Annotated in this window: 26 protein-coding genes; 5 read left to right on the top strand and 21 right to left on the bottom strand. The window is 64.9% G+C overall.

What is annotated here, in order from left to right:
- Positions 1 to 68: 68 nt before the first annotated feature.
- Positions 69 to 620 (top strand): CAP domain-containing protein, encoded by a 552-nt coding sequence (locus tag IVB01_RS13655; RefSeq protein ID WP_247276045.1) that lies wholly within the window; start codon positions 69 to 71, stop codon positions 618 to 620.
- Between the two features lie 14 nt (positions 621 to 634).
- Here the strand turns inward: IVB01_RS13655 and IVB01_RS13650 are convergent, their stop codons facing one another.
- Complete coding sequence (locus tag IVB01_RS13650; RefSeq protein ID WP_247276029.1) at positions 635 to 1,108, bottom strand: VOC family protein; 474 nt, start codon at positions 1,106 to 1,108, stop codon at positions 635 to 637.
- A 156-nt stretch (positions 1,109 to 1,264) separates the two neighbouring features.
- Here IVB01_RS13650 and IVB01_RS13645 point away from each other — a divergent pair, with 156 nt between their 5' ends.
- Positions 1,265 to 2,443: an aminotransferase class V-fold PLP-dependent enzyme gene (locus IVB01_RS13645; protein ID WP_247276028.1), complete on the top strand. Its 1,179-nt coding sequence runs from the start codon at positions 1,265 to 1,267 to the stop codon at positions 2,441 to 2,443.
- A gap of 13 nt (positions 2,444 to 2,456) precedes the next feature.
- Here IVB01_RS13645 and IVB01_RS13640 read toward each other — a convergent pair whose 3' ends face one another.
- The 6 genes from IVB01_RS13640 to yajC all read right to left on the bottom strand — a co-directional run bounded on the left by IVB01_RS13640 (position 2,457) and on the right by yajC (position 8,115).
- Complete coding sequence (locus IVB01_RS13640) at positions 2,457 to 3,701, bottom strand: threonine ammonia-lyase (RefSeq protein WP_247276027.1); 1,245 nt, start codon at positions 3,699 to 3,701, stop codon at positions 2,457 to 2,459.
- Positions 3,702 to 3,746: 45 nt separating this feature from the next.
- Positions 3,747 to 4,610 (bottom strand): phytoene/squalene synthase family protein, encoded by an 864-nt coding sequence (locus tag IVB01_RS13635; RefSeq protein WP_247276026.1) that lies wholly within the window; start codon positions 4,608 to 4,610, stop codon positions 3,747 to 3,749.
- Entirely contained in the window at positions 4,607 to 4,990 is a 384-nt protein-coding gene (locus tag IVB01_RS13630) for an MTH938/NDUFAF3 family protein (protein WP_148777937.1), read from the bottom strand. The genes IVB01_RS13635 and IVB01_RS13630 overlap by 4 nt, the downstream gene beginning before the upstream one ends.
- Before the next feature lie 60 nt (positions 4,991 to 5,050).
- Complete coding sequence (gene secF, locus IVB01_RS13625) at positions 5,051 to 6,070, bottom strand: protein translocase subunit SecF (RefSeq protein ID WP_247276025.1); 1,020 nt, start codon at positions 6,068 to 6,070, stop codon at positions 5,051 to 5,053.
- 10 nt (positions 6,071 to 6,080) lie between these two features.
- Entirely contained in the window at positions 6,081 to 7,685 is a 1,605-nt protein-coding gene (gene secD / locus IVB01_RS13620; protein ID WP_247276024.1) for a protein translocase subunit SecD, read from the bottom strand.
- 61 nt (positions 7,686 to 7,746) lie between these two features.
- On the bottom strand, positions 7,747 to 8,115 hold the full coding sequence (gene yajC / locus IVB01_RS13615) for a preprotein translocase subunit YajC (RefSeq protein ID WP_247276023.1): 369 nt from the start codon (positions 8,113 to 8,115) through the stop codon (positions 7,747 to 7,749).
- 181 nt (positions 8,116 to 8,296) lie between these two features.
- Here yajC and IVB01_RS13610 point away from each other — a divergent pair, with 181 nt between their 5' ends.
- Positions 8,297 to 9,301 (top strand): ATP-binding protein, encoded by a 1,005-nt coding sequence (locus tag IVB01_RS13610; protein WP_247276022.1) that lies wholly within the window; start codon positions 8,297 to 8,299, stop codon positions 9,299 to 9,301.
- A gap of 144 nt (positions 9,302 to 9,445) precedes the next feature.
- Here the strand turns inward: IVB01_RS13610 and IVB01_RS13605 are convergent, their stop codons facing one another.
- Positions 9,446 to 10,822: a peptidoglycan DD-metalloendopeptidase family protein gene (locus tag IVB01_RS13605; protein WP_247276021.1), complete on the bottom strand. Its 1,377-nt coding sequence runs from the start codon at positions 10,820 to 10,822 to the stop codon at positions 9,446 to 9,448.
- A 109-nt stretch (positions 10,823 to 10,931) separates the two neighbouring features.
- Positions 10,932 to 11,582: a protein-L-isoaspartate(D-aspartate) O-methyltransferase gene (locus IVB01_RS13600; RefSeq protein ID WP_247276020.1), complete on the bottom strand. Its 651-nt coding sequence runs from the start codon at positions 11,580 to 11,582 to the stop codon at positions 10,932 to 10,934.
- Positions 11,583 to 11,805: 223 nt separating this feature from the next.
- On the opposite strand from IVB01_RS13600, the gene IVB01_RS13595 reads away from it, so the two are divergent.
- Positions 11,806 to 12,177, top strand: a complete 372-nt coding sequence (locus IVB01_RS13595) for a response regulator (RefSeq protein WP_008547195.1) — start codon at positions 11,806 to 11,808, stop codon at positions 12,175 to 12,177.
- 3 nt (positions 12,178 to 12,180) lie between these two features.
- On the opposite strand, the gene surE is transcribed toward IVB01_RS13595, so the two are convergent.
- From surE to IVB01_RS13535, 12 genes are all read right to left on the bottom strand, one after another.
- A complete protein-coding gene (surE, locus tag IVB01_RS13590; RefSeq protein WP_247276019.1) occupies positions 12,181 to 12,948 on the bottom strand; it encodes a 5'/3'-nucleotidase SurE in 768 nt (255 codons plus the stop codon).
- 107 nt (positions 12,949 to 13,055) lie between these two features.
- Positions 13,056 to 13,418, bottom strand: coding sequence for a hypothetical protein (locus IVB01_RS13585; protein ID WP_247276018.1), 363 nt, complete (start codon positions 13,416 to 13,418; stop codon positions 13,056 to 13,058).
- A 59-nt stretch (positions 13,419 to 13,477) separates the two neighbouring features.
- Entirely contained in the window at positions 13,478 to 14,809 is a 1,332-nt protein-coding gene (gene serS / locus IVB01_RS13580) for a serine--tRNA ligase (RefSeq protein WP_247276017.1), read from the bottom strand.
- Positions 14,810 to 15,002: 193 nt separating this feature from the next.
- Positions 15,003 to 15,815: a twin-arginine translocase subunit TatC gene (gene tatC, locus IVB01_RS13575; protein WP_247276016.1), complete on the bottom strand. Its 813-nt coding sequence runs from the start codon at positions 15,813 to 15,815 to the stop codon at positions 15,003 to 15,005.
- Positions 15,812 to 16,348, bottom strand: coding sequence for a Sec-independent protein translocase protein TatB (gene tatB, locus IVB01_RS13570; protein ID WP_247276015.1), 537 nt, complete (start codon positions 16,346 to 16,348; stop codon positions 15,812 to 15,814). Before tatB ends, tatC begins: the two co-directional genes overlap by 4 nt.
- 89 nt (positions 16,349 to 16,437) lie before the next feature.
- Complete coding sequence (locus IVB01_RS13565; protein WP_247276014.1) at positions 16,438 to 16,674, bottom strand: twin-arginine translocase TatA/TatE family subunit; 237 nt, start codon at positions 16,672 to 16,674, stop codon at positions 16,438 to 16,440.
- A 164-nt stretch (positions 16,675 to 16,838) separates the two neighbouring features.
- Entirely contained in the window at positions 16,839 to 17,591 is a 753-nt protein-coding gene (gene scpB / locus IVB01_RS13560; protein ID WP_247276013.1) for an SMC-Scp complex subunit ScpB, read from the bottom strand.
- A gap of 21 nt (positions 17,592 to 17,612) precedes the next feature.
- Positions 17,613 to 18,452: a ScpA family protein gene (locus IVB01_RS13555; protein WP_247276012.1), complete on the bottom strand. Its 840-nt coding sequence runs from the start codon at positions 18,450 to 18,452 to the stop codon at positions 17,613 to 17,615.
- On the bottom strand, positions 18,449 to 19,477 hold the full coding sequence (gene nagZ, locus IVB01_RS13550) for a beta-N-acetylhexosaminidase (protein WP_247276011.1): 1,029 nt from the start codon (positions 19,475 to 19,477) through the stop codon (positions 18,449 to 18,451). The genes IVB01_RS13555 and nagZ overlap by 4 nt, the downstream gene beginning before the upstream one ends.
- Before the next feature lie 45 nt (positions 19,478 to 19,522).
- Positions 19,523 to 21,097, bottom strand: coding sequence for an SPOR domain-containing protein (locus tag IVB01_RS13545; RefSeq protein WP_247276010.1), 1,575 nt, complete (start codon positions 21,095 to 21,097; stop codon positions 19,523 to 19,525).
- Between the two features lie 140 nt (positions 21,098 to 21,237).
- Entirely contained in the window at positions 21,238 to 23,028 is a 1,791-nt protein-coding gene (argS, locus tag IVB01_RS13540) for an arginine--tRNA ligase (RefSeq protein ID WP_247276009.1), read from the bottom strand.
- A gap of 9 nt (positions 23,029 to 23,037) precedes the next feature.
- Positions 23,038 to 24,234, bottom strand: coding sequence for a deoxyguanosinetriphosphate triphosphohydrolase (locus tag IVB01_RS13535; protein ID WP_247276008.1), 1,197 nt, complete (start codon positions 24,232 to 24,234; stop codon positions 23,038 to 23,040).
- 132 nt (positions 24,235 to 24,366) lie between these two features.
- On the opposite strand from IVB01_RS13535, the gene erpA reads away from it, so the two are divergent.
- The gene (erpA, locus tag IVB01_RS13530; RefSeq protein WP_025036472.1) at positions 24,367 to 24,696 is read left to right on the top strand and encodes an iron-sulfur cluster insertion protein ErpA; all 330 of its coding nucleotides are present in this window, start codon (positions 24,367 to 24,369) and stop codon (positions 24,694 to 24,696) included.

Here is a 24,696-nt window from a genome sequence, read left to right as displayed (position 1 = left end):
CATTGGCAAGAGAGAAGCGGTCGGGCAAAGGCAGACTTGGTGGGGTCATGGGTGCTTGGCGGACGATGATGCATCGTGTGGTTGGCGGGGTGATCGCCGGCCTTCTGCTGCTCACAGGAGCGCCCGCAATGGCGGAATCCCCGGCCGAGCTGATCTCGAGCTTCCGCCTCAAGCATGGAGAGGTCCGCGTCCTGCGCGACGCCACGCTCGATCGTATCGCCATGGACCAGGCCCGCGCGATGGCGGCCAAGGACGACCTCAACCATGACGCACTCGGCCCGTTCAACCGCCGCGTCGCTCCGGCCGGTGCGGGCCGCGCCGCCGAGAACATCGCCTACGGCTACGACAATTTCGAGAAAACCCTGGGACAGTGGATCGACTCCTCCGGGCACCGCAAGAACCTGCTGCTGCATAACGCCTCGCGCGTCGGCGTCGCGAGCGCCAAGAACGCCAGCGGCAAGCGCACCTATTGGGCGATGGTGATCGCCGGCGATTACGAGCCGAAGGGCAAAAGAAAGAAGGACAAGGAGCCGCTGGTTGCCGTGAAGCGCGAGGCCGCGCCCGCAGGCAAGCCCAAATCCAGCGGTTGCCACATCAAGCTGCTCAGCCTCTGTATCTGAGGCCAGGGCAACTTTCAGCCGCGGCGCGCTGCCTCGACGGCGGCGACGTCGATCTTCGTCATCCCCATCATCGCGTCGAAGGTGCGCTTGGCCTCAGGGCCGCCGGCCGCCAGCGCTTCGATCAATACACGCGGCGTGATCTGCCAGGAAACGCCCCATCTGTCCTTGCACCAGCCACACGCACTCTCCTGCCCGCCATTGCCGACGATGGCGTTCCAGTAGCGATCTGTCTCCTCCTGATCGTCAGTGGCGATCTGGAACGAGAAGGCTTCGTTGTGCTTGAACACGGGACCGCCATTGAGGCCGAGACAAGCAACGCCAGCCACGGTGAATTCGACGGTCAAAACATCGCCCGCCTTGCCGGACGGGTAATCGCTGGGCGCGCGGTGAACGGCAGTCACGGCGCTGTCCGGAAAGGTCTTGGCATAAAAGCTTGCAGCAGCCTCGGCGTCCTTGTCGTACCAGAGGCAGATCGTGTTCTTCGCCATCGCGCTTCCTTTCAGTTTCCCCAACGCCATCACGCTCTCTCAGCATAGGCATCTGGATCGGCCTGCTCCAGCCGCACCTTCGCTTTGCCCGTCTTGCGCGCGTGCGTCATTGTGTCTTAGCTTCAGGACCCCAAATTAGCAGGCTCTCGCTCTCACTTGATCGATATCGACCAGATACGTTCCGACACGCCGGCCGCCTCCCGGCTCGCGTATCTCCACAACGCCGGCGCGGCACTTATGCCGGCGGCCGTCGTCGCGGCGATGAAGCAGCACATCGATCTGGAGAGCGATATCGGCGGCTATGCCGCCGCCGATCAGGAAGCGCGCCGCCTTGAAGCGGTCTACGGCTCGGCGGCGCGGCTGCTCAATGCCGCACCAGATGAGATCGCCCTCGTGGAGAACGCAACCGTTGCCTGGCAGATGGCGTTCTATGCTCTTCAGTTTCGCAAGGGCGATCGCATCCTGACCGCAGAGGCGGAATATGCCGCCAATTATGTTGCGTTCCTTCAAGTCGCCAAACGTACAGGCGCGGTCATCGAAGTCGTGCCAAGCGATGCCAGCGGCGAGCTTGATGTTCAGGCGCTCGAACGCATGCTCGACGAGCGCGTGAAGCTGATCGCCATCACCTGGGCTCCAACAAATGGCGGGCTGGTCAATCCTGCGGCGGCCGTCGGCAGGACCGCGCGGGCACACGGCATTCCCTATCTGCTCGACGCCTGCCAGGCGATCGGTCAGATGGAGGTCGATGTCGAAGCCATCGGCTGTGATATGCTGTCGGCCACGGGGCGCAAATTCCTGCGCGGCCCGCGCGGCACCGGCTTTCTCTATGTCCGCAGAGCGATGCTGCAAGGGCTCGAGCCGCCGATGATCGACCATTTCGCCGCGCCCTGGGTCTCGCGCGATGAATATCGACTCCGCGATGATGCGCGCCGTTTCGAAACCTGGGAAAACAACTACGCGGCCCGGCTCGGCCTGGGAGCTGCCGTCGATTATGCCCTCGCGATCGGCCTTGGTCCGATCGAACAGCGCTGCCGCCTGCTTGCAGACCGTCTTCGCAGCGGCCTCGCCTGCATTCGCGGCATCAAGATACGCGACCTCGGCCGCACGCCGGGCGCCATCGTCAGCTTCACGATGGATGGACATGAAGCGGATGCCATCGTCAGCAGCGCCGCTGCGGCCGGGATCACGATCGGCGCCTCGGATCCGTCGAGCACCCGCATCGACGCAGAAATCCGCGCGCTGCCGCCGGTCGTGCGCGCTTCTCCGCACTATTACAACACGGAAGCCGAGATCGACGGACTGATCGGGCACCTCGCGGGTTTAGCACCGCGATAGCCGGGCGCGCCGCTCAGGTGCAGCGCGCGCTCAACCCGGACGCGCTGAGCCTTGCCATCACCTCGTCGAGATGGGCGCTGTCGCGGGTCTCGATGACCAGTTGTAGCAGCGTCGCCTTGGCCGGCAGGTCTGAGAACGTCCGCTGATGCGAGACCTCGATGATGTTGGCACCGGCTTCAGCGAGTAGCGCGGCCACCGCGGCCAATTGCCCGGGCCGGTCAGGAATATCGAGTGAAAGCTGGGTCAGTCGCCCCTCGCGCGCCAGTTCACGGGTCAGGACCGAGGCGATCAGCCTCGTATCGATGTTGCCGCCGCTCAGCACCAGGCCCACTTTCTGGCCGGCGAAGCGGGATGGATCGGACATCAGCGCGGCAAGGCCGGCGGCACCGGCACCCTCGACCACCGTCTTCTCGATTGAGATCAGGGTCGCCACAGCGCGCTCGAGCTCCGCTTCGTTCACGAGGGCAATGTCGTCGACGAGGCGGCGGACGATCTCGGTGGTGATCGTGCCGGGCGATTTGACCGCGATGCCTTCGGCGAGCGTGTCGCCGCGCGCCGGCAGATTCCCATCATGGATGGCGTTGTACATCGAAGGATAGAGCCAGGCTTCGACGCCCAGGATTCGTAGCGACGGTTTGATGGACTTGGAGGCAATGGCGATGCCGCTGATCAGCCCGCCGCCGCCGATCGGGACGACCATCGTATCGAGTTCCGGCACTGCCTTCATCATCTCCAGCCCGACGGTGCCTTGCCCGGCGATCACCAGCGGATCGTCATAGGGATGGACGAAGATCATGCCGCGCGCCTCACCGTGGCTCCGCGCGAACGCGGCCGCCTCCTCCAGGGTCGCGCCGGTGACCACCACCTCCGCGCCGTGATGCTTCGTGTTTTCGATCTTCACCATGGGCGTGCCGATCGGCATGACGATGGTGGCGGGAATGTTGAGCCTTCTCGCGTGATAGGCGACGCCCTGTGCGTGATTACCCGCCGACATCGCGATGACGCCGCGCGCACGCTCCTCCGGCCTCAGCGCGGCGAGCCGGTTGAGGGCGCCGCGCTCCTTGAACGAGGAGGTGAATTGAAGGTTCTCGAATTTGAGCCAGATGTCGCAGCCGCAGATGTTGCTCAGCGTCCGGCTGTAGCTACAGGGCGTTTCGACGAGGGCACCCCGAATGGTCTCGGCGGCCGCATGGATGTCGCTTGGTGCAACCGGAAAGTCGCCGAGATCGGAGGTCAAGCTTTGGGACAAGTCAGCCATAGGACAGCATAGAGCATTTGGCCGCCTCAGGCGATAAGCCCGCTCCTATTTGGTAAACTCCCTGGAGCGCGAAGCCCGCCACAGCGTCCACAGCGTGCGCAGCCGCGAGGCCGGCTGCGGCGCGAACGGATTGCGCCCAGGTAGGGACAGGCGCTTGAGATCGGCCCGGACCTGGCTCAGCAGCAGAAACGCAGGCCGCACGGACGGCGGTACCTGCGGCAGCAGCGACGAGGCCGTGGTCAGATGCTGCCGCGCCTCGCCTGCGAGTTGGTCCAGCACGGCGCGCAGACCCGGCGTCGCCTTGCCGGCGAACACATCCTCCACGTTGCAGTTGTGGCTCGCCAGCACCTGCTGTGGCAGGAACAATCGCCGGTGCGCGGCATCACGCGGCAGGTTGGCAATGACCTGGACGATACCCTGGGTCAGCCCGGCATGACGGGCGAGATGCTCGACCGACTCCGACGGCGGCGCCATGATCCGGGCTGCGAGAGCAAACAGCGCCGATGAGGTCGCCGCCAGATAGCCCTCCAGTGCCGCCATGGTCGGCATCGGATCGTTGTAGAGATCGAACTGGTGCTCGTCGGCGAGCAGCGACAGCGGCTCGACCGGCAGGTCGTAATCGCGGATCGCGCGGAGCAACTCCGCCGCCACCGGATTGCCCTCGGCGCTGCCATGGACATGACCTGACAGCATGTCGGTCCACCATTGCAGGCGAATCTCGCCGGGCAAGGGCTGGCTCACCTGGTCGCGAACCCGCACGATCTCGGCATTGAACGCATAGAGCGCCAGCAGCGCGCGGCGCTCTGCGGCGGGTACGAACAGCGTCGCAACATAACGCGGAAAGTCGTGGCTACGCACGAGATCGGCGCAGAAGGCAACCGAGTCGGGTGGCGGCGCGGTGCTGCTCATGGCACTGCGATCAGCGCGGCCGCGACGCGGCGCCGCTCGCCGATCATGATGTTGTAGGTGCGCACGGCGGGACCGGTCTGCATCGTATCCAGCACCACCCTCACCGCCTTCAAGGCCTGGCGCAGTTCCGGCGGCGGCAGCCAAACCCCCGTTCCGGTGCCAACCAGAAGCGTGTCGATGCTGTTGGCGGCCGCGAACACGCGATCCAAGGAGTAGCGGTCGATCCTGGTGGGATCCGTCACGTCCCAGGCCCAGATCGCGTCCGGCAGGCACAGCAGCGATCCCCGATGTGACATGCCGGCGAAGGCGAAGCCGCCCTTGCCATAGGCCTCAATCGGCGCCGAGCGCGGGAAGTGGGGTGCGTTGGGGTCGCCGGCCATGAGCTCCGCCCGAATTGGCTTACTACCCCCGCAAACGCGTGCGAGCGTGTGCGGTTCGGATCATGCCTTATTTTTCTTCGCCGGCGTTGCCGTATCGGGTGCATCCTCGCGATGCTCGCCGACGCCGAGATAGATCAGAATCGGGGCCGCGATGAAGATCGAGGTGTAGGTGCCGACCAGCACCACACCGAACATCATCACCGCGGTAAAGCTGTGGATGGCATGACCGCCGAACAGCAATAGCGCGAGCAGTGCCAGCGTCACCGTCACGTGGGTGATGATCGAGCGCGACAGCGTCGAGTTGATGGACTCGTTGAGCAGCTGGGGCATCGGCATCTTCTTGTAGCGCCGCAGCATTTCGCGGATGCGGTCGTAGATGACGACGGTGTCGTTGAGCGAATAGCCGAGAATGGTCAGCAGCGCGGCGATACTGGTCAGATCGAAATCGACCTGGCTGATCGACATGAAGCCGATCGTGAGCACGATGTCGTGCACGTTGGCGATCATCGCGCCCAGCGCGAACTGCCATTCGAATCGGAACCAGAGATAGATCAGGATCGCGATGATCGCGAGCATCAGGCCGAGCATGCCGTAGGCCAAGAGCTCACCGGACACGCGCGGGCCGACCACCTCGACCCGGCGGTATTCGACGGAGTCGCCAAGCGCAGTGCGGACCTTCTGCACGGCCTCTTGCTGGGCAGCGTCGCCGCCGGGCTGCTCCGCAACGCGGATCAGAACATCCGCGGGACCACCGAATTGCTGCAGCTGGACTTCGCCGAGACGCAGGCCGTCGAGCGTCGTGCGCATCGCCGCGATGTCGGCGGTACCGGACTTGGCCTGCACCTCGAGCAAGGTGCCGCCGCGGAAGTCGATGCCGAAATTCAGGCCGTGGGTGAAGAACAGCGTGATCGCAACGATCGACAGCGCCGCCGAGATCGGGAAGCTGATGCGGCGGAAGCGCGTGAAGTCGAAATGCGTATCGTCCGGGACGATGCGCAGCGACGGCAAGAGGCCGAGGGCCGCGACCACGGTGAGAATGGCAATGAGGACGCCGAGCCCGATGAGAACGGTGTGAGTCACGATCAGGCTCCTAGATCGGCACGCTCTGCGGCCGCTTCCACCGCACCCACCAGGCGACGATCAGCCGGGTCAGGGTGAAGGCGGTGAACACCGTGGTGATGATGCCGATGCCGAGCGTCACGGCAAAGCCGCGCACCGGGCCGGTGCCGATGTAGAACAGCACGGCGGCAGCAATGAAGGTAGTGATATTGGAATCGAGGATGGTCGCCAGCGCCCGCTTGAAGCCGGCGTCGATCGCCGAGATTGCGTTGCGGCCGGCGCGCAGCTCCTCGCGGATGCGCTCGTAGATCAGCACGTTGGAGTCGACGGCGATGCCGACGGTAAGCACGATGCCGGCGATGCCGGGCAGCGTGAGCGTGGCGTTGAGCAGCGACAGCAGGCCGAAGATCATCGCGACGTTGATCGCCACCGCGACGTTCGCGAACACGCCGAACAGCCGGTAGGTCACAAGCATGAACACGATGACGAGGATCGAGCCGACATAGGCCGCAAGCTCACCTTTCTCGATCGAGTCCTGGCCGAGACCCGGACCGACGGTGCGTTCCTCGACCACCGTAAGCGGCGCCGGCAGCGCACCGGCGCGCAAGAGGATCGCGAGATCGTTGGCCGATTGCACGGTGAAATTGCCGGAGATCTGGCCCTGGCCGCCGGTGATCGGCTCGCGGATGACGGGCGCCGAGATCACCTTGTTGTCGAGCACGATCGCGAACGGCAGTCCCACATTCTCTTGGGTCGCCTGAGAGAATTTGCGCGCGCCCGACGTATTGAACTTGAAGCTGACGACCGGCTCACCCGTGCGCTGGTCGAAGCTTGCCTGGGCGTCGGTCAGGTCGCCGCCGGCGACCAGCACCTGCTTCTTGACCACATAAGGTGTCGGCGGCGGGGACGCGCTCATCAACAGTTCGGATTCCGGCGGCAACCTGCCCTGCTGCGCCTGATCCGGCGGCACGGAGGTGTCAACCATGCGGAATTCCATTTTCGCCGTCTTGCCCAGCAATTCCTTCAGGCGCGTTGGGTCCTGGAGGCCGGGGACCTGCACCAGGATGCGGTCGTTGCCCTGGCGCTGGATCACGGGCTCGACGGTGCCGAGCTCGTTGACGCGGCGTTCGACGATCTGGATCGACTGCTCGATGGTCTTGCGCATGCGATCGAGCATCGCGGCCTGCGGGATGCTCAGGCGGATCACGCCGCCACCGGCATCGGTGACCTCAAGGTCGCGCTGGCCGCTCGATCCCATGAGGCCGCCCAGCGGCTGTGACAACTCCCGCAGCTTGGCGAGTGCGGCCTGCGCATCGGATTCCTTGGTGATACGAACCTCGACGGCGTCGTTGCGCACGGTAACGCCGCCGGTGAAGCCGATCTTGGCATCGCGCAGCGTCCGGCGAACGTCATCGCGGACCTGATCGAGCCTCTCTTTCTTGACATAGGCGGAGTCGACCTCGAGCAGCAGATAGGAGCCGCCCTGGAGGTCGAGGCCGAGCACGAGCCGGCGCTGGGCCCAGGCGGGCCAGGTCTTGACCTGCGCCTCAGGAAAAAAGTTGGGGACCGCGCAGAGGCACACGATCAGCGCCGTCAGGACAATCCCCAGCGCCCTCCACCGCGTGAAATACAACATCGACTAGACCTGTCAGATCAGGAGACTTGCAGGAGACCTATTAAAGACTCGCGGGAAGCACTCACTTCGCCGAACTGTCGTCCTTGACGCTTTCCTTGGCGGATTCTTTGGCCGGCTCGCCCTTGGCGCGCACGCCTGAGATCATCTGGCGCATCTGCCGCACGCGCACGCCGTCGGAGATTTCGAACTCGATCTGGTCGTCGTCGACGACCTTGGTGACCTTGCCGACGAGGCCGCCCGAGGTCACCACCGTGTCGCCGCGGCGGATATTCTTCACGAGATCTGCGTGGTCGCGGACCTTCTTCTGCTGCGGACGCAGAATCAGGAAGTACATGATCACGAAGATCAGGGCGAACGGCAGCAGCGACATCAACATGCTGTTGGTGTCGCCGGCGCCCGCAGCCTGGGCATACGCAGGGGTAATCAGCATTCGGACGATCCTCGTGAGAACGGGAGAAAGCCGGTCATGCCCACAAAGGCGACCGGTTCGGTCAAATTCGCGCGGACTATAGCGGCCATTGCCCCAATTGCAACGCTGCCAGACCGCCCTTTTGGCCACCTTGCGGCGCGTCCTCAGGCCCGATAAGGCTGCGTTCTCAGGAACTTCGGACATGCCCAAAAACCTCAGCAAAAGCCCGGCCGGCAAAGGCCCCCGCACCCCTGCCCGAGTGCCCGCCCGCGTCGCGGCAAAACGCCTCAAGGGGACGACCAAGAGCGCCGTCAAGGCCCCCGTCAAGGCCGTTGCGGACCTCCCCCAGGACCGCATCGTTCGCGCGCTCGAGACCATCGCGGCGCACCTTGCCGCCCAGGGCAAGCCAATGGTCGTGCCTGAGTCGTTCGAACGAGCCGACGCCTATGTCTGGCATCCCGACGGCCGCCTTGCGGCCGTGCCGCGGGTCAGCCGCGTTGAGCTGTTCCTGCTGAAGGGCGTCGACCGGATGCGCGACATCTTGATGGAGAACACCGAGCGCTTCGCCAATGGCCTGCCCGCCAACAACGCCCTGCTCTGGGGTGCGCGCGGCATGGGCAAGTCATCGCTGGTGAAGGCGGCGCATGCCAGCATCAACGCGGAGCGCAAACCGGCCGACAAGCTGAAGCTGATCGAGATCCATCGCGAGGACATCGAAAGCCTGCCCGCGCTGATGGAGTGCTTGCGCGCCTCCTCCTTTCGCTTCATCGTGTTCTGTGACGATCTCTCCTTCGATGGCAATGATGCGTCCTACAAGTCGCTCAAGGCCGTGCTCGAAGGCGGCATCGAAGGCCGGCCGGAGAACGTCATCCTTTACGCGACCTCCAACCGCCGCCATCTGCTGGCGCGCGAGATGATCGAGAACGAGCGTTCGACCGCGATCAATCCCGGCGAAGCGGTCGAGGAGAAGGTCTCGCTGTCGGATCGCTTCGGCCTCTGGCTGGGTTTCCACCGTTGCAGCCAGGACGAGTATCTCGCCATGGTGCGCGGCTATTGCAGCCATTTCGGCATCAAGGTCGACGACGAGGCGCTGGAGCGCGAAGCGCTCGAATGGTCGACCACGCGCGGCTCGCGCTCAGGCCGCGTCGCCTGGCAGTTCGTGCAGGAGCTGGCGGGCCGGCTCGGCGTGAAGCTGACCGTGAATTAGCGGACAGCATCGCACCGCCCACAACCGTCATCGCCCGCGAAGGCGGGCGATCCAGTATTCCAGAGACGTTTGTGATCGACCGAGAGGCCGCGGCGTATTGAGTCGTCAGGCGACGCCCCCCTTGTTGCGGCGGCTATTTAGGCCTCACGCCCCGTTCAGGAATTGAAGCGGATCAACCGGGCTCGATCCCTTGCGGATCTCGAAGTGGAGCTGCGGCGAGGCCACCTCCCCGGATTGACCCGACTTGGCAATGACCTGACCGCGCTTGATGGTATCGCCGCGCTTCACCAGCAGCTCACTCGCATGGGCATATGCGGTGACGTAGCCGTTGGAGTGCCGAACCAGGACGAGATTGCCGTAACCTTTCAGCTCATTGCCGGAATAGGCGACGACGCCGTCTTCAGCCGCCTTCACCGGCGTCCCCTCGGGCACCGCAAGGTTGATGCCGTCATTGGACTTGCCATTGGTCTTGGCACCATAGCTCGTGACCACCTTGCCGCGCACCGGCCAGCGGAAGGTCGGCAGCGCGCCGGTGGCGTCCGCAGCCTTCGCCGGCGTCTCGGCGGCCTTCTCTTCGACATTGGCCGTGGCTTGGGCGAGGCGCGCGCTCTGCGCCGGCGCGGCGGCAGCTATCTTGGTGGCAGGCACCGGAGCGGCCGCGACGGGCTGGAGCGTTCCTGCAACCGGCGCGGCCGCGACTGGAGCCGCAGCAGCCGGCACGGCGACGGCGGCGGTCTTGGCACCGGGCACGGTCAGCTTGGTGCCGAGCTTGAGCTTGGCCGAAGGGTCGAGACCATTGGCGCGCGCCAGCTCGGCCGCGGAGATGTGGTTCTTGCGGGCGATGCTGGCGAGCGTGTCGCCGCGGTTGACGAAGTGCGTGCTCGGGGGCGCAGCGACAACGGCAACCGCCTTCGCCGCAGGCGCCGCCGCGACGGGAGCCGGCGCGGGCGCAGCGGCCGTGGCTGCATGCGGAATGATCAGCTGCTGGCCGGGCGAGAGCGTGCGCGGTCCCTTGTAGCCGTTGGCGGCGAGGATCGCCTGCGGGGTGACATGATAGCGCTTGGCGAGGACGTCGAGCGTGTCGCTGGTGCCGACGATGATCTTGGTGCCGCCAGCCGGTTGGGCCGCTGCAACCGAGCGCGGCGGCACGGTCGCCGTTGTCTCGAGATGCGGCTGCGCCGGCGGCGCATAGGAGCTGACGCCCCGTCCGCCACCGGACACTCCGCCGCCAGAGGCGACGGGATAGGATTGCGGCGCGGACACCGCCGGCGGCGGCAGGGGCTGGGACTGATAGGAACCAGGCTGCGTCTGTGGCCGCGCATATTGCGGCAACTCACGTTGCGGCGGTGGCGCCTGCTGCACCGAACCGGTGGATTCCGAGGCGAAAGGATTGGAGAAATTCGACTGGGACAGCCGCGACGACATATCGGCGCTGCACCCCGCAAAACTGATGGAGATCAGCGCCAGCACCGCGACCTGCGGCACGCGGCGCGAGTAAAGCAACTCGGCGACAGCGGACATGGTTACTCACTCGTACGCAACAGAACTGGTGTTTTAAGTAAACACGCGCCGAGTAAATAACGGCTTAACCCTCCCAATAAGATGTTGGCGGCGCAGCCAATCCGGAGTTCTACAGCTCCCGTGCCACGCCAGGCAGCGCCGGCACGAAGCGGACCTCGACGAGTTCCTTGCGCTCGATCCCCGCCTCGGTCCGGCTGAGGCGAGTCAGCGTCTGCACGCCCTGATGCGGTCCGACCGGTGCGATCAGGATGCCCCCGACATCCAGCCGCTCGATCAGGTTCTCTGGAATTTGCTCCATCGCGGCGGTGACGATGATGCGGTCGAACGGGCCGATATTGGCCGGCAAATTGAGGCCGTCGCCCAGCAACACCTCGACATTGTGGCAGCCGAGCTCTTCGAGCCTCGCGCGTGCAGTCTCCGCGAGCTTGCGGTAGCGCTCGACCGTGAGTACCTGTCCTGCGAGCCGCGACAGCACGGCGGCCTGATAACCGGAGCCGGTGCCGATCTCGAGCACGCGGTGCCGCTTCTGGAGCTGGAGTTGCTCGGTCATGTAGGCGACGACGAAGGGCTGGCTGATGGTCTGCCCACAGGCGATCGGCAGCGCACTGTCGCGATAGGCACCCTCGCGGTCGGCATCGTCGACGAACAGTTCGCGCGGCACCTCCTCCATGGTCCGCAGCACGGCCTGATTGCTGATGCCCCGGCGCCTCAGCGTGAGCTGAAACATCATCTTTTCCGGCGGAGGTTGATGGGTGGTCATCGTTGCAAGTGCTGTCTTGTCAGGCCAGTTAGGGCCAACCCGGGCGCGAGAATCTTGTTCCTTGATGGGGAACTCATGATACCATTCGGCTGGATATTTGATCACGGATCGGCGTGCAACAACCAGTCGTGATCGCCATTTTCAGGCGTCCGTTCGTCAAAACGCGCATTGCGTCGATTCATGTTATCTGCGAACGTTTTTGGGAATGGGCAAGGACTCAATCATGACCGCGACGGGGCTTTCCGGCCGCTCTGTATTCCTCGTCGAGGACGAGGTGATGATCAGGATGATGGTTGCGGACATGCTCGAAGAGCTCGGTTACAAGGTCGCAGCCGAGGCCGGCGATATCACCGAGGCCATGCGGCTCGCCCAGGCGACCGAGTTCGACATCGCCATTCTCGACGTCAACGTCAACGGCAAAGTCATTTCGCCGGTCGCCGATGTCATCAAGGCAAAGGGCTGCCCCTTCATCTTCGCCACCGGCTACGGCTCCTCCGGCCTGCCCGAACAGTACCGCGATCGGCCGGCGCTCCAGAAGCCGTTCCAGCTCGACGCGCTTGGCAAGACCATCGAAGCCGCGCTTCGCGGCGGATAGGCGCTACTTCAGCGTCGCGCTCAATTCTTCTGAAAACGCTTCGTTGGTGCGATCGAGCCTGAGCGGCGTGACCGAGACGTAGCGCTCGCGAAGTGCTGCGAGATCGGTGCCGTCTGCGGGCGTGTCCATCATCGCCGTGCGCTCGAAGCCGATCCAGAAATAGGGATTGCCGCGGCCGTCCCTGCGCTCGTCGATCCTGAGGAAGCCGAGATTGCGCTTGCCCTGGCGCGTGACGCGGATGCCGAGCACATCCTCCGGCGCACACGACGGGAAGTTGACGTTGATCACCGTGTCCTTCGGGATGCCTGCGGCGATCACCTTGCGCAGGATGTCGGGCCCGAACTTGCGGGCGGTGTCCCACGGCGGCCGCTCGCGGGTTTCGACGCTGAATTCCTGCGACAGCGCGAATGAAGGCAGCCCCAGGATGGTGCCTTCCAGCGCGCCGGCGATGGTGCCGGAATAGACCACGTCCTCGGCGACGTTGCGTCCCTTGTTGACGCCGGACAGCACGACGTCCGGCAATTTTGGCCCGAGGATGTGGCGCGCGCCCATGATGACGCAGTCGGTCGGCGTACCGCGCACGGCGAAGTGCCGCGGCCCGACCTCGCGCAGGCGCAACGGGTCGTTCAGCGACAGCGAATGCGACACGCCGGACTGGTCGAGCTCCGGTGCCACCACCCAGACGTCGTCCGACAAGGCGCGCGCGATCTCCTCCACGACCTTGAGCCCGGGGGCGTGGATGCCATCGTCATTGGTGCAGAGAATACGCATGCGAAAGGTCGATTCCAGAAAGCGGGTCTGAGCCGTCTTATCCGGCTATGCCCAATCAGGCAAACCGGCCGATTGGGCCCCGACGGCCAGGTTCCGGCCTCATTCTGCTACCGGCGGATGCGCCATTGCGGCAGAAAACGCGCCAGCCGGCCCTCGGTACGCAGCTGCATCGCCGGCACAACGGGGCTCACGACGGGAGTTTCGACGACGCCGAGTGCCACCAGTTGCGCGACGAACGGGTCGGACGCCGGCGCCTGCGGAAAGCGTTCGCGCGCCACGGCCAGCGCCTTGTCGAAATCCGCAGTATTGACCCCAGGCTTGGCCCGCCGGCTCCCCACGAGATCGTCGTCCCAGAGCCGCGCGATCTCGATGTCGAGCACGCCGCGCAGGCGCTGATCGACGGCCTGGATGCCGGCACCCGTCACCGCCCATTGTCGGCCGACCCAGAAGATGTCGCGGTGCAAGGCCATGAAGGGTAGTTTCGCGTTGCGGGGCCGGCAGGATAGCCGGCCGGGCGATCTTCGCAACCCTACTCGCGCGCGATCACCTTCAGCCCGCCCATATAGGGCTGGAGCACACTAGGAATCGCGATCGAGCCGTCCTCCTGCTGATAGGTCTCCATCACCGCGATCAGCGCGCGGCCGACCGCGGTGCCGGAGCCGTTCAGCGTGTGCACGAAGCGCGGCTTGCCGTCCGGCCCGCGCGAGCGCGCATCCATGCGCCGCGCCTGAAAGTCGCCGCAGACCGAGCAGCTCGAGATCTCGCGGAACATGCCGCCGTCGCCCTGCCCGGGCATCCAGACCTCGATGTCATAGGTTTTCTGCGACGAAAATCCCATATCTCCTGCGCAGAGCGTCATCACGCGATAATGCAGGTCGAGCTTCTGCAACACCTGCTCGGCGCAGGACAGCATCCGCTCCAGCTCGTCCTTGCTGGTCTCGGGCGTCGTGATCGAGACCAGCTCGACCTTGGTGAACTGATGCTGGCGGATCATGCCGCGGGTGTCGCGCCCGGCGGCGCCCGCCTCGGCGCGGAAGCACGGCGTGAGCGCGGTGAGGCGCATCGGTAATTGCTTTTCGTCGAGAATGGATTCGCGCGCGAGGTTGGTGAGCGACACTTCTGCGGTCGGGATCAGACCGAGGCGCTCGGTCTTCAGCCGCTCATGGTCGGGCGCAGCCAGCAGTTCGCCCTTGATCGCCCAGAACTGATCGTCCTCGAATTTCGGCAGCTGCCCGGTGCCGAACATCACCTCGTTGCGCACCAGAAGCGGCGGATTGATTTCGGTGTAGCCGTGCTCGGTGGTGTGCAGGTCGAGCATGAACTGGCCGATGGCGCGTTCGAGCCGCGCCAGCCCCTTCTTCAGCACGACGAAACGCGCCCCGGAGAGTTTTGCCGCCGCCTCGAAATCCATGTAGCCGAGCGCGGTGCCGAGATCGTCATGCAGCTTCGGGGCAAATGCGTAGTTGCGCTTGTTGCCGAATATGTGGTGCTGCACGTTGCCGCGCTCGTCGACACCGTCGGGCACGTCATCGAACGGAATGTTCGGAATCGCCGACAGCTCTTTCGTCAGCTCCTCATCGGCAGCTTTGGCCGCGGCTTCGAGCTGCGGCATCGTCGTCTTGAGCTCGGCCACTTCGGCCATCAGCTTGGCGGCGCGCGCCTCGTCCTTGGCTTTCTTGGCATCGCCAATTTCTTTCGAGGCCGCGTTGCGCCGTGCCTGTGCCTGCTCCGACGCCAGGATCGCCGCGCGCCGCTTCTCGTCAATCGCGAGCAGCGAGGCCGACATCGGCTTCAGGCCGCGCCGTGCGAGGCCGGCGTCGAAGGCTTGCGGATTGTCGCGGATCGATTTGATGTCGTGCATGGCGGTGGTCCTGGGGAAGCGCGTAAACATGCAACGTTGAACGTTGCAAGTTAGCGGGTCTCCTAGCACGGCTGTCATCATCCGCGAAGGCGGATGATCCAGTATTCCAGAGACAGTCGTGATTTCTCGACGGGCTGCTGCGTACTGGAATCCCCGCCTTCGCGGGGAATGACGCCGATGGGCTGGCCGTCCTCTACTCCGCCGGATTGGCCGGCGTCGACACGTCGGTGCCAGTGGCCGCCCGCGAGGCCGCGGCCTTCTTCTCCACCATCGCCACCGCGATGATCGAACCCTCGTAGAGCGCTAGCAAGGGAAACGCCAGAGAGCACTGGCTGAGCACGTCGGGCGGCGTCAGCACGGCCGCGATGACGAAGGCGATGACGATGAAATAGCGGCGCTTCTCGCGCAGCATCTTCGAGGTGACGATGCCGATCCGCCCGAGCAGCGTCAGGATCACCGGCAGCTGGAAGGCGATGCCGAAGGCGAAGATCAACGACATCATCAGCGACAGATATTCGCCGACCTTGGGCAAGAGCTGGATCTGCGCGGTCTCGTCGCTGCCGGCCTGCTGCATGCCGAGCGAGAAGCGGACCAGCATCGGCAGGACGACGAAATAGACCAGCGCTGCGCCCAGCACAAAGAAGAACGGGGTTGCGACCAGATACGGCAGGAAGGCCTGCTTCTCGTGCTTGTAGAGGCCGGGCGCCACGAACTTGTAGATCTGCGTCGCGACGATCGGGAACGAGATGAAGCCGGCGCCGAACAGCGCGAGCTTGAGCTGAGTGATGAAATATTCCAGCAGCGCCGTGTAGATGAACTTGGAATTCTCGGGACCCGCGACCCACACGAACGGCCAGACCAGCACGTTGTAGATCTGCTTGGCGAAGAAGAAGCAGAAGATGAAGGCAACGCCGAATCCGAGCAGCGCCTTGATCAGCCGCGACCGCAGCTCGATCAGATGGTCCATCAAAGGGGCTTTGCTGGCCTCGATATCGGCGTCGGTCATGACGCTTTGGCGTCCTTGATCGCTTCGGATGCCGCGGTGTCTTGCGCGACCTGGGCCTGCTTGACCTCACGGGTGATCGCAAGCGGCTCGTTCGCTGCTGCGTGCGCCTCGGCTTCCATGAAGGTCGCGGGCGTCGGCGCTTCCGGTGTCGTTGGCGTTACCGGCGCTTCACTCGAAATCACCGGCGTTTCACTTGAACTCGCCGCCGGTTCGACGGCGCCGCTGGCTGGCGTCTCGGCCGGCTTGTCGAGCGCATCGACGCGTAGCGCGTCGCTGACATCCTTCTGAAGCGAAGTCAGCGGATTGAAGCCGGTCGCGACTTCCTTGACCTCGTCGAAGCTCTTCTTGAGGTCGGCCATCTCGGCCTCGCGCATCGCTTCCTGGAACTGGCCCTGGAATTCGGCGGCCATCTTGCGGGCCTTGCCCATCCACTGCCCAACCATGCGCAGCACGCCCGGCAGCTCCTTCGGGCCGATGGCGATCAGGGCCACGACCCCGATGAGGACCAGTTCACTCCAGCCGATGTCGAACATGAGGTCTTCCGTTCACGCCAGCCGCAACCGGCCCAATCCATTGCGCGCAGGATCGGGGCCGCTACCCGCGTTCTGGCGTGCTCTCTGGCTCAGACGGCCTTGCTGCCGACGTCGGACCGTGCCGCGGTCGGTGCGGCATTGTTGTGCTCGATGGACTTGGCCGGCTCGGGCTTGTCGGCGGGCTTATCGTCGTCCTGCATGCCCTTCTTGAACGCCTTGATGCCCTGCGCCACGTCGCCCATCAGATCCGAAATCTTGCCGCGGCCGAACAGCAGCAGGACCACTGCGATCACCAAGATCCAGTGCCAAATGCTGAGTGAACCCATCCTGCAACCCTCCAAACGCGCATGGCCGGGGACCCGGCCGATCTTTACCGAAACCTAGGCTTGGCGGGTGTCAAAAACAAGGACCAAGGCAGCGCCAATTCGCTGTCGGCGCTACGCAATCTTGCTAGTGTTAACCGGTCGCAGGGCCCGTAGACGGACGGACATCACTCCTCGCCGCCACCTTGGCTGCCACCCTCATCGCCGCTTTCCGGCGTCTCCGGCTCGACCGCAGGCGCCAGCGCCAAATCGAGGCCCTCGCCCGGTTCCAGCGGATCCTCGTCCTCACGCAGCGTCGGGTCGTCCGACGGCGTCGGCACGCTGAATCCGGTCGGCAGGCGCGAATCCAGCAGGCCAGTGCCCTTGAGCTCTTCGAGGCCCGGCAGGTCGCCGAGCTGTTCCAAAGTGAACTGCGACAGGAACTCCTCGGTGGTGCCGAAGGTCAGCGGACGGCCGGGCGTCTTGCGCCGGCCGCGCGGCTTGATCCAGCCGGTCTCCAGCAGCACATCCAACGTGCCCTTCGAGGTGACGACGCCGCGGATCTCCTCGATCTCGGCGCGCGTCACCGGCTGGTGATAAGCGATGATCGCCAGCACCTCGATCGCCGCGCGCGACAGACGGCGGGTCTCGGTGCTCTCCCGCGTCATCAGCCAGGCGAGATCGCCGGCGGTGCGGAAGGTCCATTTGTTGGCGACGCGCACGAGATTCACGCCGCGCGACGCATAATCGGCCTGGAGCTGCTCAAGCGCCGCCTTGACGTCCACGCCGTCTGGCATCCGCTTGGCCAGCGTCGCCGTATCCAGCGGTTCACTCGAGGCAAACAGCAGCGCTTCCAGCAGCCGCAATTCCTCCGGCCGTGCCTGGGATTCGTTCTCCATCGGCTCGGCCTCTTCTACCCGCGCTTCAGCCAGGCTTGCCATGGCAGATCCTCCTTCTTGCACTTAACCGACCGGCGCATCGGGCGCAGGAGCTGCGTCCGGAACCGGTTTAGGACGCCCCTTCCGGAAATAGATGGGCGCAAACGCCTCTTTCTGGTTCAGCTCAAGCTGGCCTTCGCGCACCAGTTCGAGCGCGGCGGCGAAGCTCGAGGCGAACACCGTCGCGCGCTGCGTCGGATCGGCGACATGCCGGATCAGGAAGTCGTCGAGAACGCCCCAATCATCCTGTTCGCTGATACTGCCGACCAGCCGTTCCAGCGTGGCGCGCGCTTCGGCGAGCGACCACACCGTACGCTTGGCCAGATGCACGCTCGCCAGCACGCGCGATTGGCGCTGCGCGGCATAGGCGGTGAGCAGGTCGTACAGCGTCGCCGTGTATTTCGGATGCTTGATCTCCGCGATGTGCTCGGGCTCGCCGCGCGGAAAGATGTCGCGCTGCAATTGCGGCCTGTTCATCAGCCGATTGGCGGCTTCGCGAATGGCTTCGAGCCGGCGCAGGCGGTTGGCGAGCGCAGTCGCCATCTGCTCCGCGCTCGGGCCTTCGGCACTCGGCGGCTCCGGCAGCAGCAGGCGCGACTTTAGGAAGGCAAGCCAGGCCGCCATCACGAGATAGTCAGCAGCGAGCTCCAGCCGGATTTTCCGCGCAGCCTCGATGAAGTGGAGGTACTGGTCGGCCAGCGCCAGGATCGAAATCTTGGCGAGGTCGACCTTCTGCTGCCGCGCCAGTGCGAGCAACAGGTCGAGCGGGCCCTCATAGCCTTCGACATCCACGACCAACGCCGGCTCACCCTCGGCAAGCTCTGCGGGCCGCCCGGTTTCGAAGGATAGGATTTCTGCGGTCATGCGGATGCCGTGTTTGCCCGTGCGATCAATGCGTCCAGTTCTGCGCGTGCGGCCGCCCGGTCCAGCGGCTGCGGCGGCTTGCGTGCGGCGAGCGCGGCTTTCGCCCGCTCCAGTGCTCTGCCGGACAGTTCGGGTGTCTGGCTGGCGACGTCGCGCATCTCCTCGATGTTACCGTTGCAATGCAGGGCCACGTCGCAGCCAGCCGCGAAGATGGCGCGGGTCCGCTCGGCGATATTCCCCGACAGCGCGTTCATCGACACGTCATCACTCATTAACAAACCCTGGAACCCGATTGTGCCGCGAATCACGTCAGCAATCATTGTCGCAGATGTCGTCGCCGGTTGGGCGGCGTCGATCGCGCTAAACACAACATGTGCAGTCATGGCCATTGGCAGATCCGAGAGCGGCTTGAACGCGGCGAAATCGGTCCGTTCCAGCTCGTCCCGGGGCGTGTCGACTGTCGGCAGCTTGAAATGGGTGTCGGCAGTGGCGCGGCCATGACCGGGAATGTGCTTGAGAACCGGCAGCACGCCGCCCTGCTCCAGCCCCTCGGTGACCGCGCGCGCAATCGCGGCAACCTTGCCCGGCTCCGTGCCATAAGCTCGGTTGCCGATGACGGCATCGGCACCCGGCACCGGCACGTCAGCGAGCGGCAAGCAATCCACCGTAATGCCGAGATCGGCGAGATCGGCCGCGATTAGGCGGGCGCTCAGGCGCGCCGCAGTAAGCCCGAGCGCCGAATCAGTGTCGTACAAATTCGCAAATAGGGCTCCCGGCGGATAGAGCGGCCAGTGCGGCGGCCCCAGCCGCTGCACCCGTCCGCCCTCCTGATCGATCAGGACGGGCGCGTCGGCAGCACCCGCCACTGCCCGCAATTCCGCAACCAATGCAGCAACTTGAGCCGGCGCCGCGACGTTACGCTTGAAGAGGATGAAGCCCCATGGACGTTCGGCGCGGATAAACTCCCGCTCGGCGGCGGTCAGTTCCGTTCCGGATACGCCGGTAATGAAGGCCCGCGTGCTCATACGGCCGATTAACCCTGCCCCGCGAGGGGGTCAAGGAAACGGCCGTTAATTCCTCTGGACGAAGCAGGCGGACAGGCCTGCGGACTTGAGGCTGTTGCATGCCTGCGTCGCCTCTTCGGCCGAGCCATAGGGACCGGCGAACGCGCGGTAGACGATGCCCTTGCCCTTGTCGGTGAGGTCGACGCGCTTGATCACCGGCGAACGGGACCCGAGCACACTGCCGTACTTGCTCTGAAGCACCCGATAGGACGCGGCGGCACTTTCCTCGCTCTGCTGCGAGGAAACCTGCACGATGTAGCCCCCACCGCTGCTGGCGGGCGCAATTTGCGTCGGGTTGGTCGCAGCCATCCGCTGCGGAGGCTCGGCCGTCGGTCCCGATTGCGGCGCGAGCGACAAAGGCTGGTTGGCGCTGGCATTGGCCGACGTCGGTGGATTGCGCGGCGCGATTGGCGCAGGCGGCGCGGCAACAGGTTTTGGCGCAGTTGCGGGCTTGGCGGCTGCAGCCGATTGCGGCGTAGCGCTATCGGTCTGATCACCCTTCACAGCCACCGTCCTGATTGAGCGCGGCGAATTGTTCGGCAGTGTGCCGTTGCTCGGGGCCGCCCCCGCGCTCGGCGGCGGCACCATCGACGGCGACACGCTTGCCACCGACGGTGGATTCGCATTCTGGTTCAGCGGCGGGAACACCACGCGGGGACCAGCCGCTCTGGCATTGACGTCGACAGGCGCTTCCTCCCGCGGCACGATCTTCTCGGTGCCGTCACCGCTCACCATGCGATCCGGCATCTTGGCGGAGGAGTCCGTCGGCGCCGGCACGATCTTGGTCGGTGTGTTGTCGGCCTTGATGATCGGCGGCTCGCCGCTGCGGGGCGAGCCCGCATAGGTCTTGTAGGCGAAGGCAGCACCAGTCCCGACCACGGCAAGCGCTAGGATCGCCGCGACTGTCATCATGCCGCCGCGCTGCTTCTTCGGCTCGTCAAGTTCGGCCTCAGGATAGTCGCTCTGGTAGGCGTAAGGATCGTCGGGGTAGGCCGGATCGCGCTGGTAGTCCTGCTCGCCTGTCTCGAGCCGGCCATAGAGCGCATCATCATAGCGCGACGGATCGGGCTGCGCGTACGGCTCCCGATAGGCCTGATCCTGATAAGCCTGACCGTGCTGCTGGTGGGCCTGATCCTGATAGGCTTGGGCTTGATAAGCGTGATCCTGATGGGCCTGCGATTGATGAAAGTCCGGCTCAGGCGCAACTGCGGTCGGCTGGGCCGAATAGCGATGCAACGGATGAACCGGGTTTACGGAGACGGAATAGTCGGGCTCCGGCGCGGCTGTCGGCTGCGGCTGTACGTTGGCGCGCCGCATCCATGACGGCGGCCCGGGCGGCGGTGAGGCCTGCTCGGCATAAACCTGCCGATCATCGTCCTGGCGATAATCGTCTTCTCGATAACTCTGCGCGGGCGCTGCCGTCGGGCGTGCGGTCGGCGGCGACTGCGCTGCGAACGGATCGGTCTGTCCGATCAGACGGGCGAGCTCGGCCAAGGGATCATTTTCCGCCTTCCCATGCTGCTCGCTACCGCGACCATAGTCATCGGAGGGAAACGGTCTGTCCTGATATCGTTCGGCCATCGTGATGATGCGTCCCTTCGGGAAAGCCGCGCGCCCCTCGACCAAGGCACGGCTTTCGACCCACAAGGCTTTCAACCAAGTCTAAGCGATCCGGCTTCTGCCGGTTACCCCCGAATTCCTCTTAAGTAGTTCGCCCCAAACTACCGCATCTCGTCCGGGGCATGGACGCCGAGGATGGCGAGGCCCGATGCCAGGACTGAGACAACGCCCTGGACCATGGCCAGCCGCGCCTTCGTAAGATCTGCATCATTATTGATAATGAAGCGTAAATAGGGCAAATCGCGCCCCTTCGTCCAAAGTGCATGAAATTCGCTGGCTAAATCATAGAGATAAAAGGCAATTCGGTGCGGTTCGTGGGCCGCGGCGGCAGCTTCCAGCATGCGCGGAAAAATTGCGAGGCGCTTGAGAAGATCGAGTTCGACCGGGTCCGACAACCGTTCCACCGCCGACTCACTGAGCCAAGCGGTCCGCGCGCCGGTATCCTCCGGCAGTTCCGGGAACACCTCAGCCCGCGCGTTGCGGAAGATCGAGTGGCCGCGGGCGTGACCGTACTGAACGTAGAACACCGGGTTGTCGCGCGACTGTTCCACGACCTTGGCGAGGTCGAAGTCGAGCACCGCATCGTTCTTGCGGTAGAGCATCATGAAACGGACAGCATCCTGGCCCACCTCATCTACCACCTCACGCAGGGTGACGAAGTCCCCGCTCCGCTTCGACATTTTCACGGGCTCGCCGCTGCGCAGCAACTTCACGAGCTGCACGATCTTGACGTCGAGCGCGCCCTTGCCGGACGTCGTCGCCTTTACCGCCGCCTGCATCCGCTTGATGTAGCCGCCATGGTCGGCGCCCCAGACGTCGATCATCTCCGCAAAACCACGGTCGAACTTGTTCTTGTGGTAGGCGATGTCGGAGGCGAAGTAGGTGTAGGAATTGTCCGACTTGATCAGCGGACGATCGACGTCGTCGCCGTAGGCAGTCGCCTTGAACAGCAACTGCTCGCGGTCTTCCCAATCCTCGACCGGCGCGCCCTTCGGCGGCGGCAGGCGTCCCTCGTAGATGTCGCCCTTGGCGCACAGGAAGTCGATGGTTTCGGCAACCTGGTTGTTGCCGTTCTCGATCAGCGAGCGCTCTGAGAAGAACACGTCGTGGCGGATGTTGAGCGCGGCGAGATCGTCCTTGATCTCTTCCATCATCATCGCGATCGCCTTGGCGCGCACCGTCGGCAGCCACTCGGCCTCGCTCATTCCGCGGAGCTTGTCGCCATGCTCCTTCACCAGCACAGCGCCGACCGGCTTCAGATAGTCACCGGGATAGAGTCCTTCCGGAATCGCGCCGATGTCCTCGCCGAGCGCCTCGCGATATCGCAGGAACGCGGAGCGTGCGAGCACGTCGACCTGGGCGCCGGCGTCGTTGATGTAATATTCGCGCGTGACGTCGTGGCCTGCGAACTGAAGCAGGCTCGCCAGGGCGTCGCCGAACACGGCGCCGCGGCAATGGCCGACATGCATCGGTCCGGTCGGATTGGCCGAGACGTATTCGACGTTGACCTTGGAGCCGCCGCGGACGCGGCCGTAATCGGCGCCCTCGCGCAGCACCGTGCGCAGTGCCTCGGCCCAGGCGGCCGGCTTCAGCGTCAAATTGATGAAGCCGGGACCGGCGACGTCGACCTTGGCGATCAGCGCATCCGTGCGCAGCCGCTCGGCAATCTGCTCGGCGAGATCGCGCGGCTTTGCCTTTGCCTCTTTCGCCAGCACCATCGCGGCGTTGGTCGCCATGTCGCCATGGGAAGCATCGCGCGGCGGCTCAACCACGACGCGCGAGAAATCGATGCCCTCAGGCCAGCTGGCGTCCACGGCCAGCGTCCGGCAGGCGGCGTGCACGCGCGCGAGCACGTCGGCGAACAGGTGCAGGGATGAGGACGGGTCGGGCATGGCCGCCGCCTAACGCAAATCCGGGGTCGAGTCAAAGAGCCGCTGGTGCTCGGTCAGGGCGAAACGGTCGGTCATTCCGGCAATGAAATTGCCGATCCGGCGGGCGCGGTCGCCCTCATTGTCTGCCTCCGCCCCCAGCAGCCATTCCGGCGGCAGCTCGGCCGGCACCTTCAGGTACTTTGCGAACAGGTCGAACAGGATCTGCTCTGCCTCGCCCATCACCCGCACCACCCGCTTGTGACGGTACATGTGCTGGTAGAGGAAGGTCTTGACGGCGGCCTCCTCCTCGGCGACCTCGGCGGGGAACGCGATCAGCGCCCGGCTCTGCTGGCGCACGTCCTGCGCCGATTGCGGCTTGACCGCCGCAAGGTTCTTCTGCGCCTCGGCGAACACCGCACCGATTAGGTGCGAGATCAGCTCGCGCACCAGCTCGGCGCCGCGCCTGACATCTTCGAGATCGGGATAATGCGCCGAGGTCTCGGCGATGATCTCCGCCGTCAGCGGCATCACCTTGAGATCGTCGAGCTGGAACAGGCCGGCGCGCAGACCGTCATCGATGTCGTGAGCGTCATAGGCAATGTCGTCGGCGATCGCGGCGACCTGCGCCTCGAGCGAGGCGAAGCTCCATAATTCGAGATCATGCGTCTTGATATAGTCGGCGATGCCGATGGGAACGCCGTGCTCGCGATAGCGTCCGATCGGCGCGCCGCTGCGATCGGTCAGCGGGCCGTTGTGCTTGACGATGCCCTCCAGTGCTTCCCAGGTCAGGTTCAGCCCATCGAACTCGGGATAGCGGTGCTCCAGCGCGGCGACGACGCGGAGCGTCTGGGCGTTGTGGTCGAAGCCGCCAAACTCCTTCAGGCAGGCGTCCAGTGCCCGCTCGCCGGCATGGCCGAACGGCGGATGGCCAAGATCATGGGCAAGCGCCAAGGTTTCGGTGAGATCCTCGTCCAGCCCGAGCTGCCGGGCCAGCGCTCGGGCGATCTGGGCCACCTCGAGCGAATGGGTCAGCCGGGTGCGGTAGTGGTCGCCCTCGTGGAACACGAACACCTGGGTCTTGTACTTCAGGCGGCGGAACGCGGTCGAATGGATCACGCGGTCGCAATCGCGTCGGAACGGGCTGCGGGTCCGGCTCGGGGGCTCCGCGACCAGCCGGCCGCGGCTGCGCTCGGGGTCGCAGGCAAAGGGCGCGCGGGGGGCAGCCATTCCGACGGACACGGCGAATTTAGTCCCTATCCATTTGATTCTGCGTATGGTGGCACTTAACTATGTCGGGCGCGGGATACCAAACGAATTGGGCAATGAACTTGGTATGACCGGGACTATCGGAGACGAACGATGACGACTGCCGTGACCATCAGCGACCGGGCCGCACGCCGGATTGGGGAGATCCTCAAGGGCGAAGGGTCAGGCGCGATGCTACGCATCTCCGTCGAGGGCGGCGGCTGCTCGGGTTTCCAGTACAAGTTCGACATCGACCGTGCCCGCACCGATGACGATCTCGTGATCGAGCAGGACAATGCTGTGGTGCTGGTCGATTCGGCCTCGCAGCCGTTCCTGGCGGGATCGCAGGTCGATTTCGTCGACGATCTGATCGGCGCCTCGTTCCGAGTCAACAATCCGAACGCGACTGCCTCGTGCGGCTGCGGGACCAGCTTCTCGATCTGA

It is taken from the genome of Bradyrhizobium sp. 164 (assembly GCF_023073715.1).
In the GTDB taxonomy this organism is placed as follows: domain Bacteria; phylum Pseudomonadota; class Alphaproteobacteria; order Rhizobiales; family Xanthobacteraceae; genus Bradyrhizobium.
Note: the sequence above shows the minus strand (reverse complement) of the source record. Positions and strands in the feature narration are given on the sequence as shown.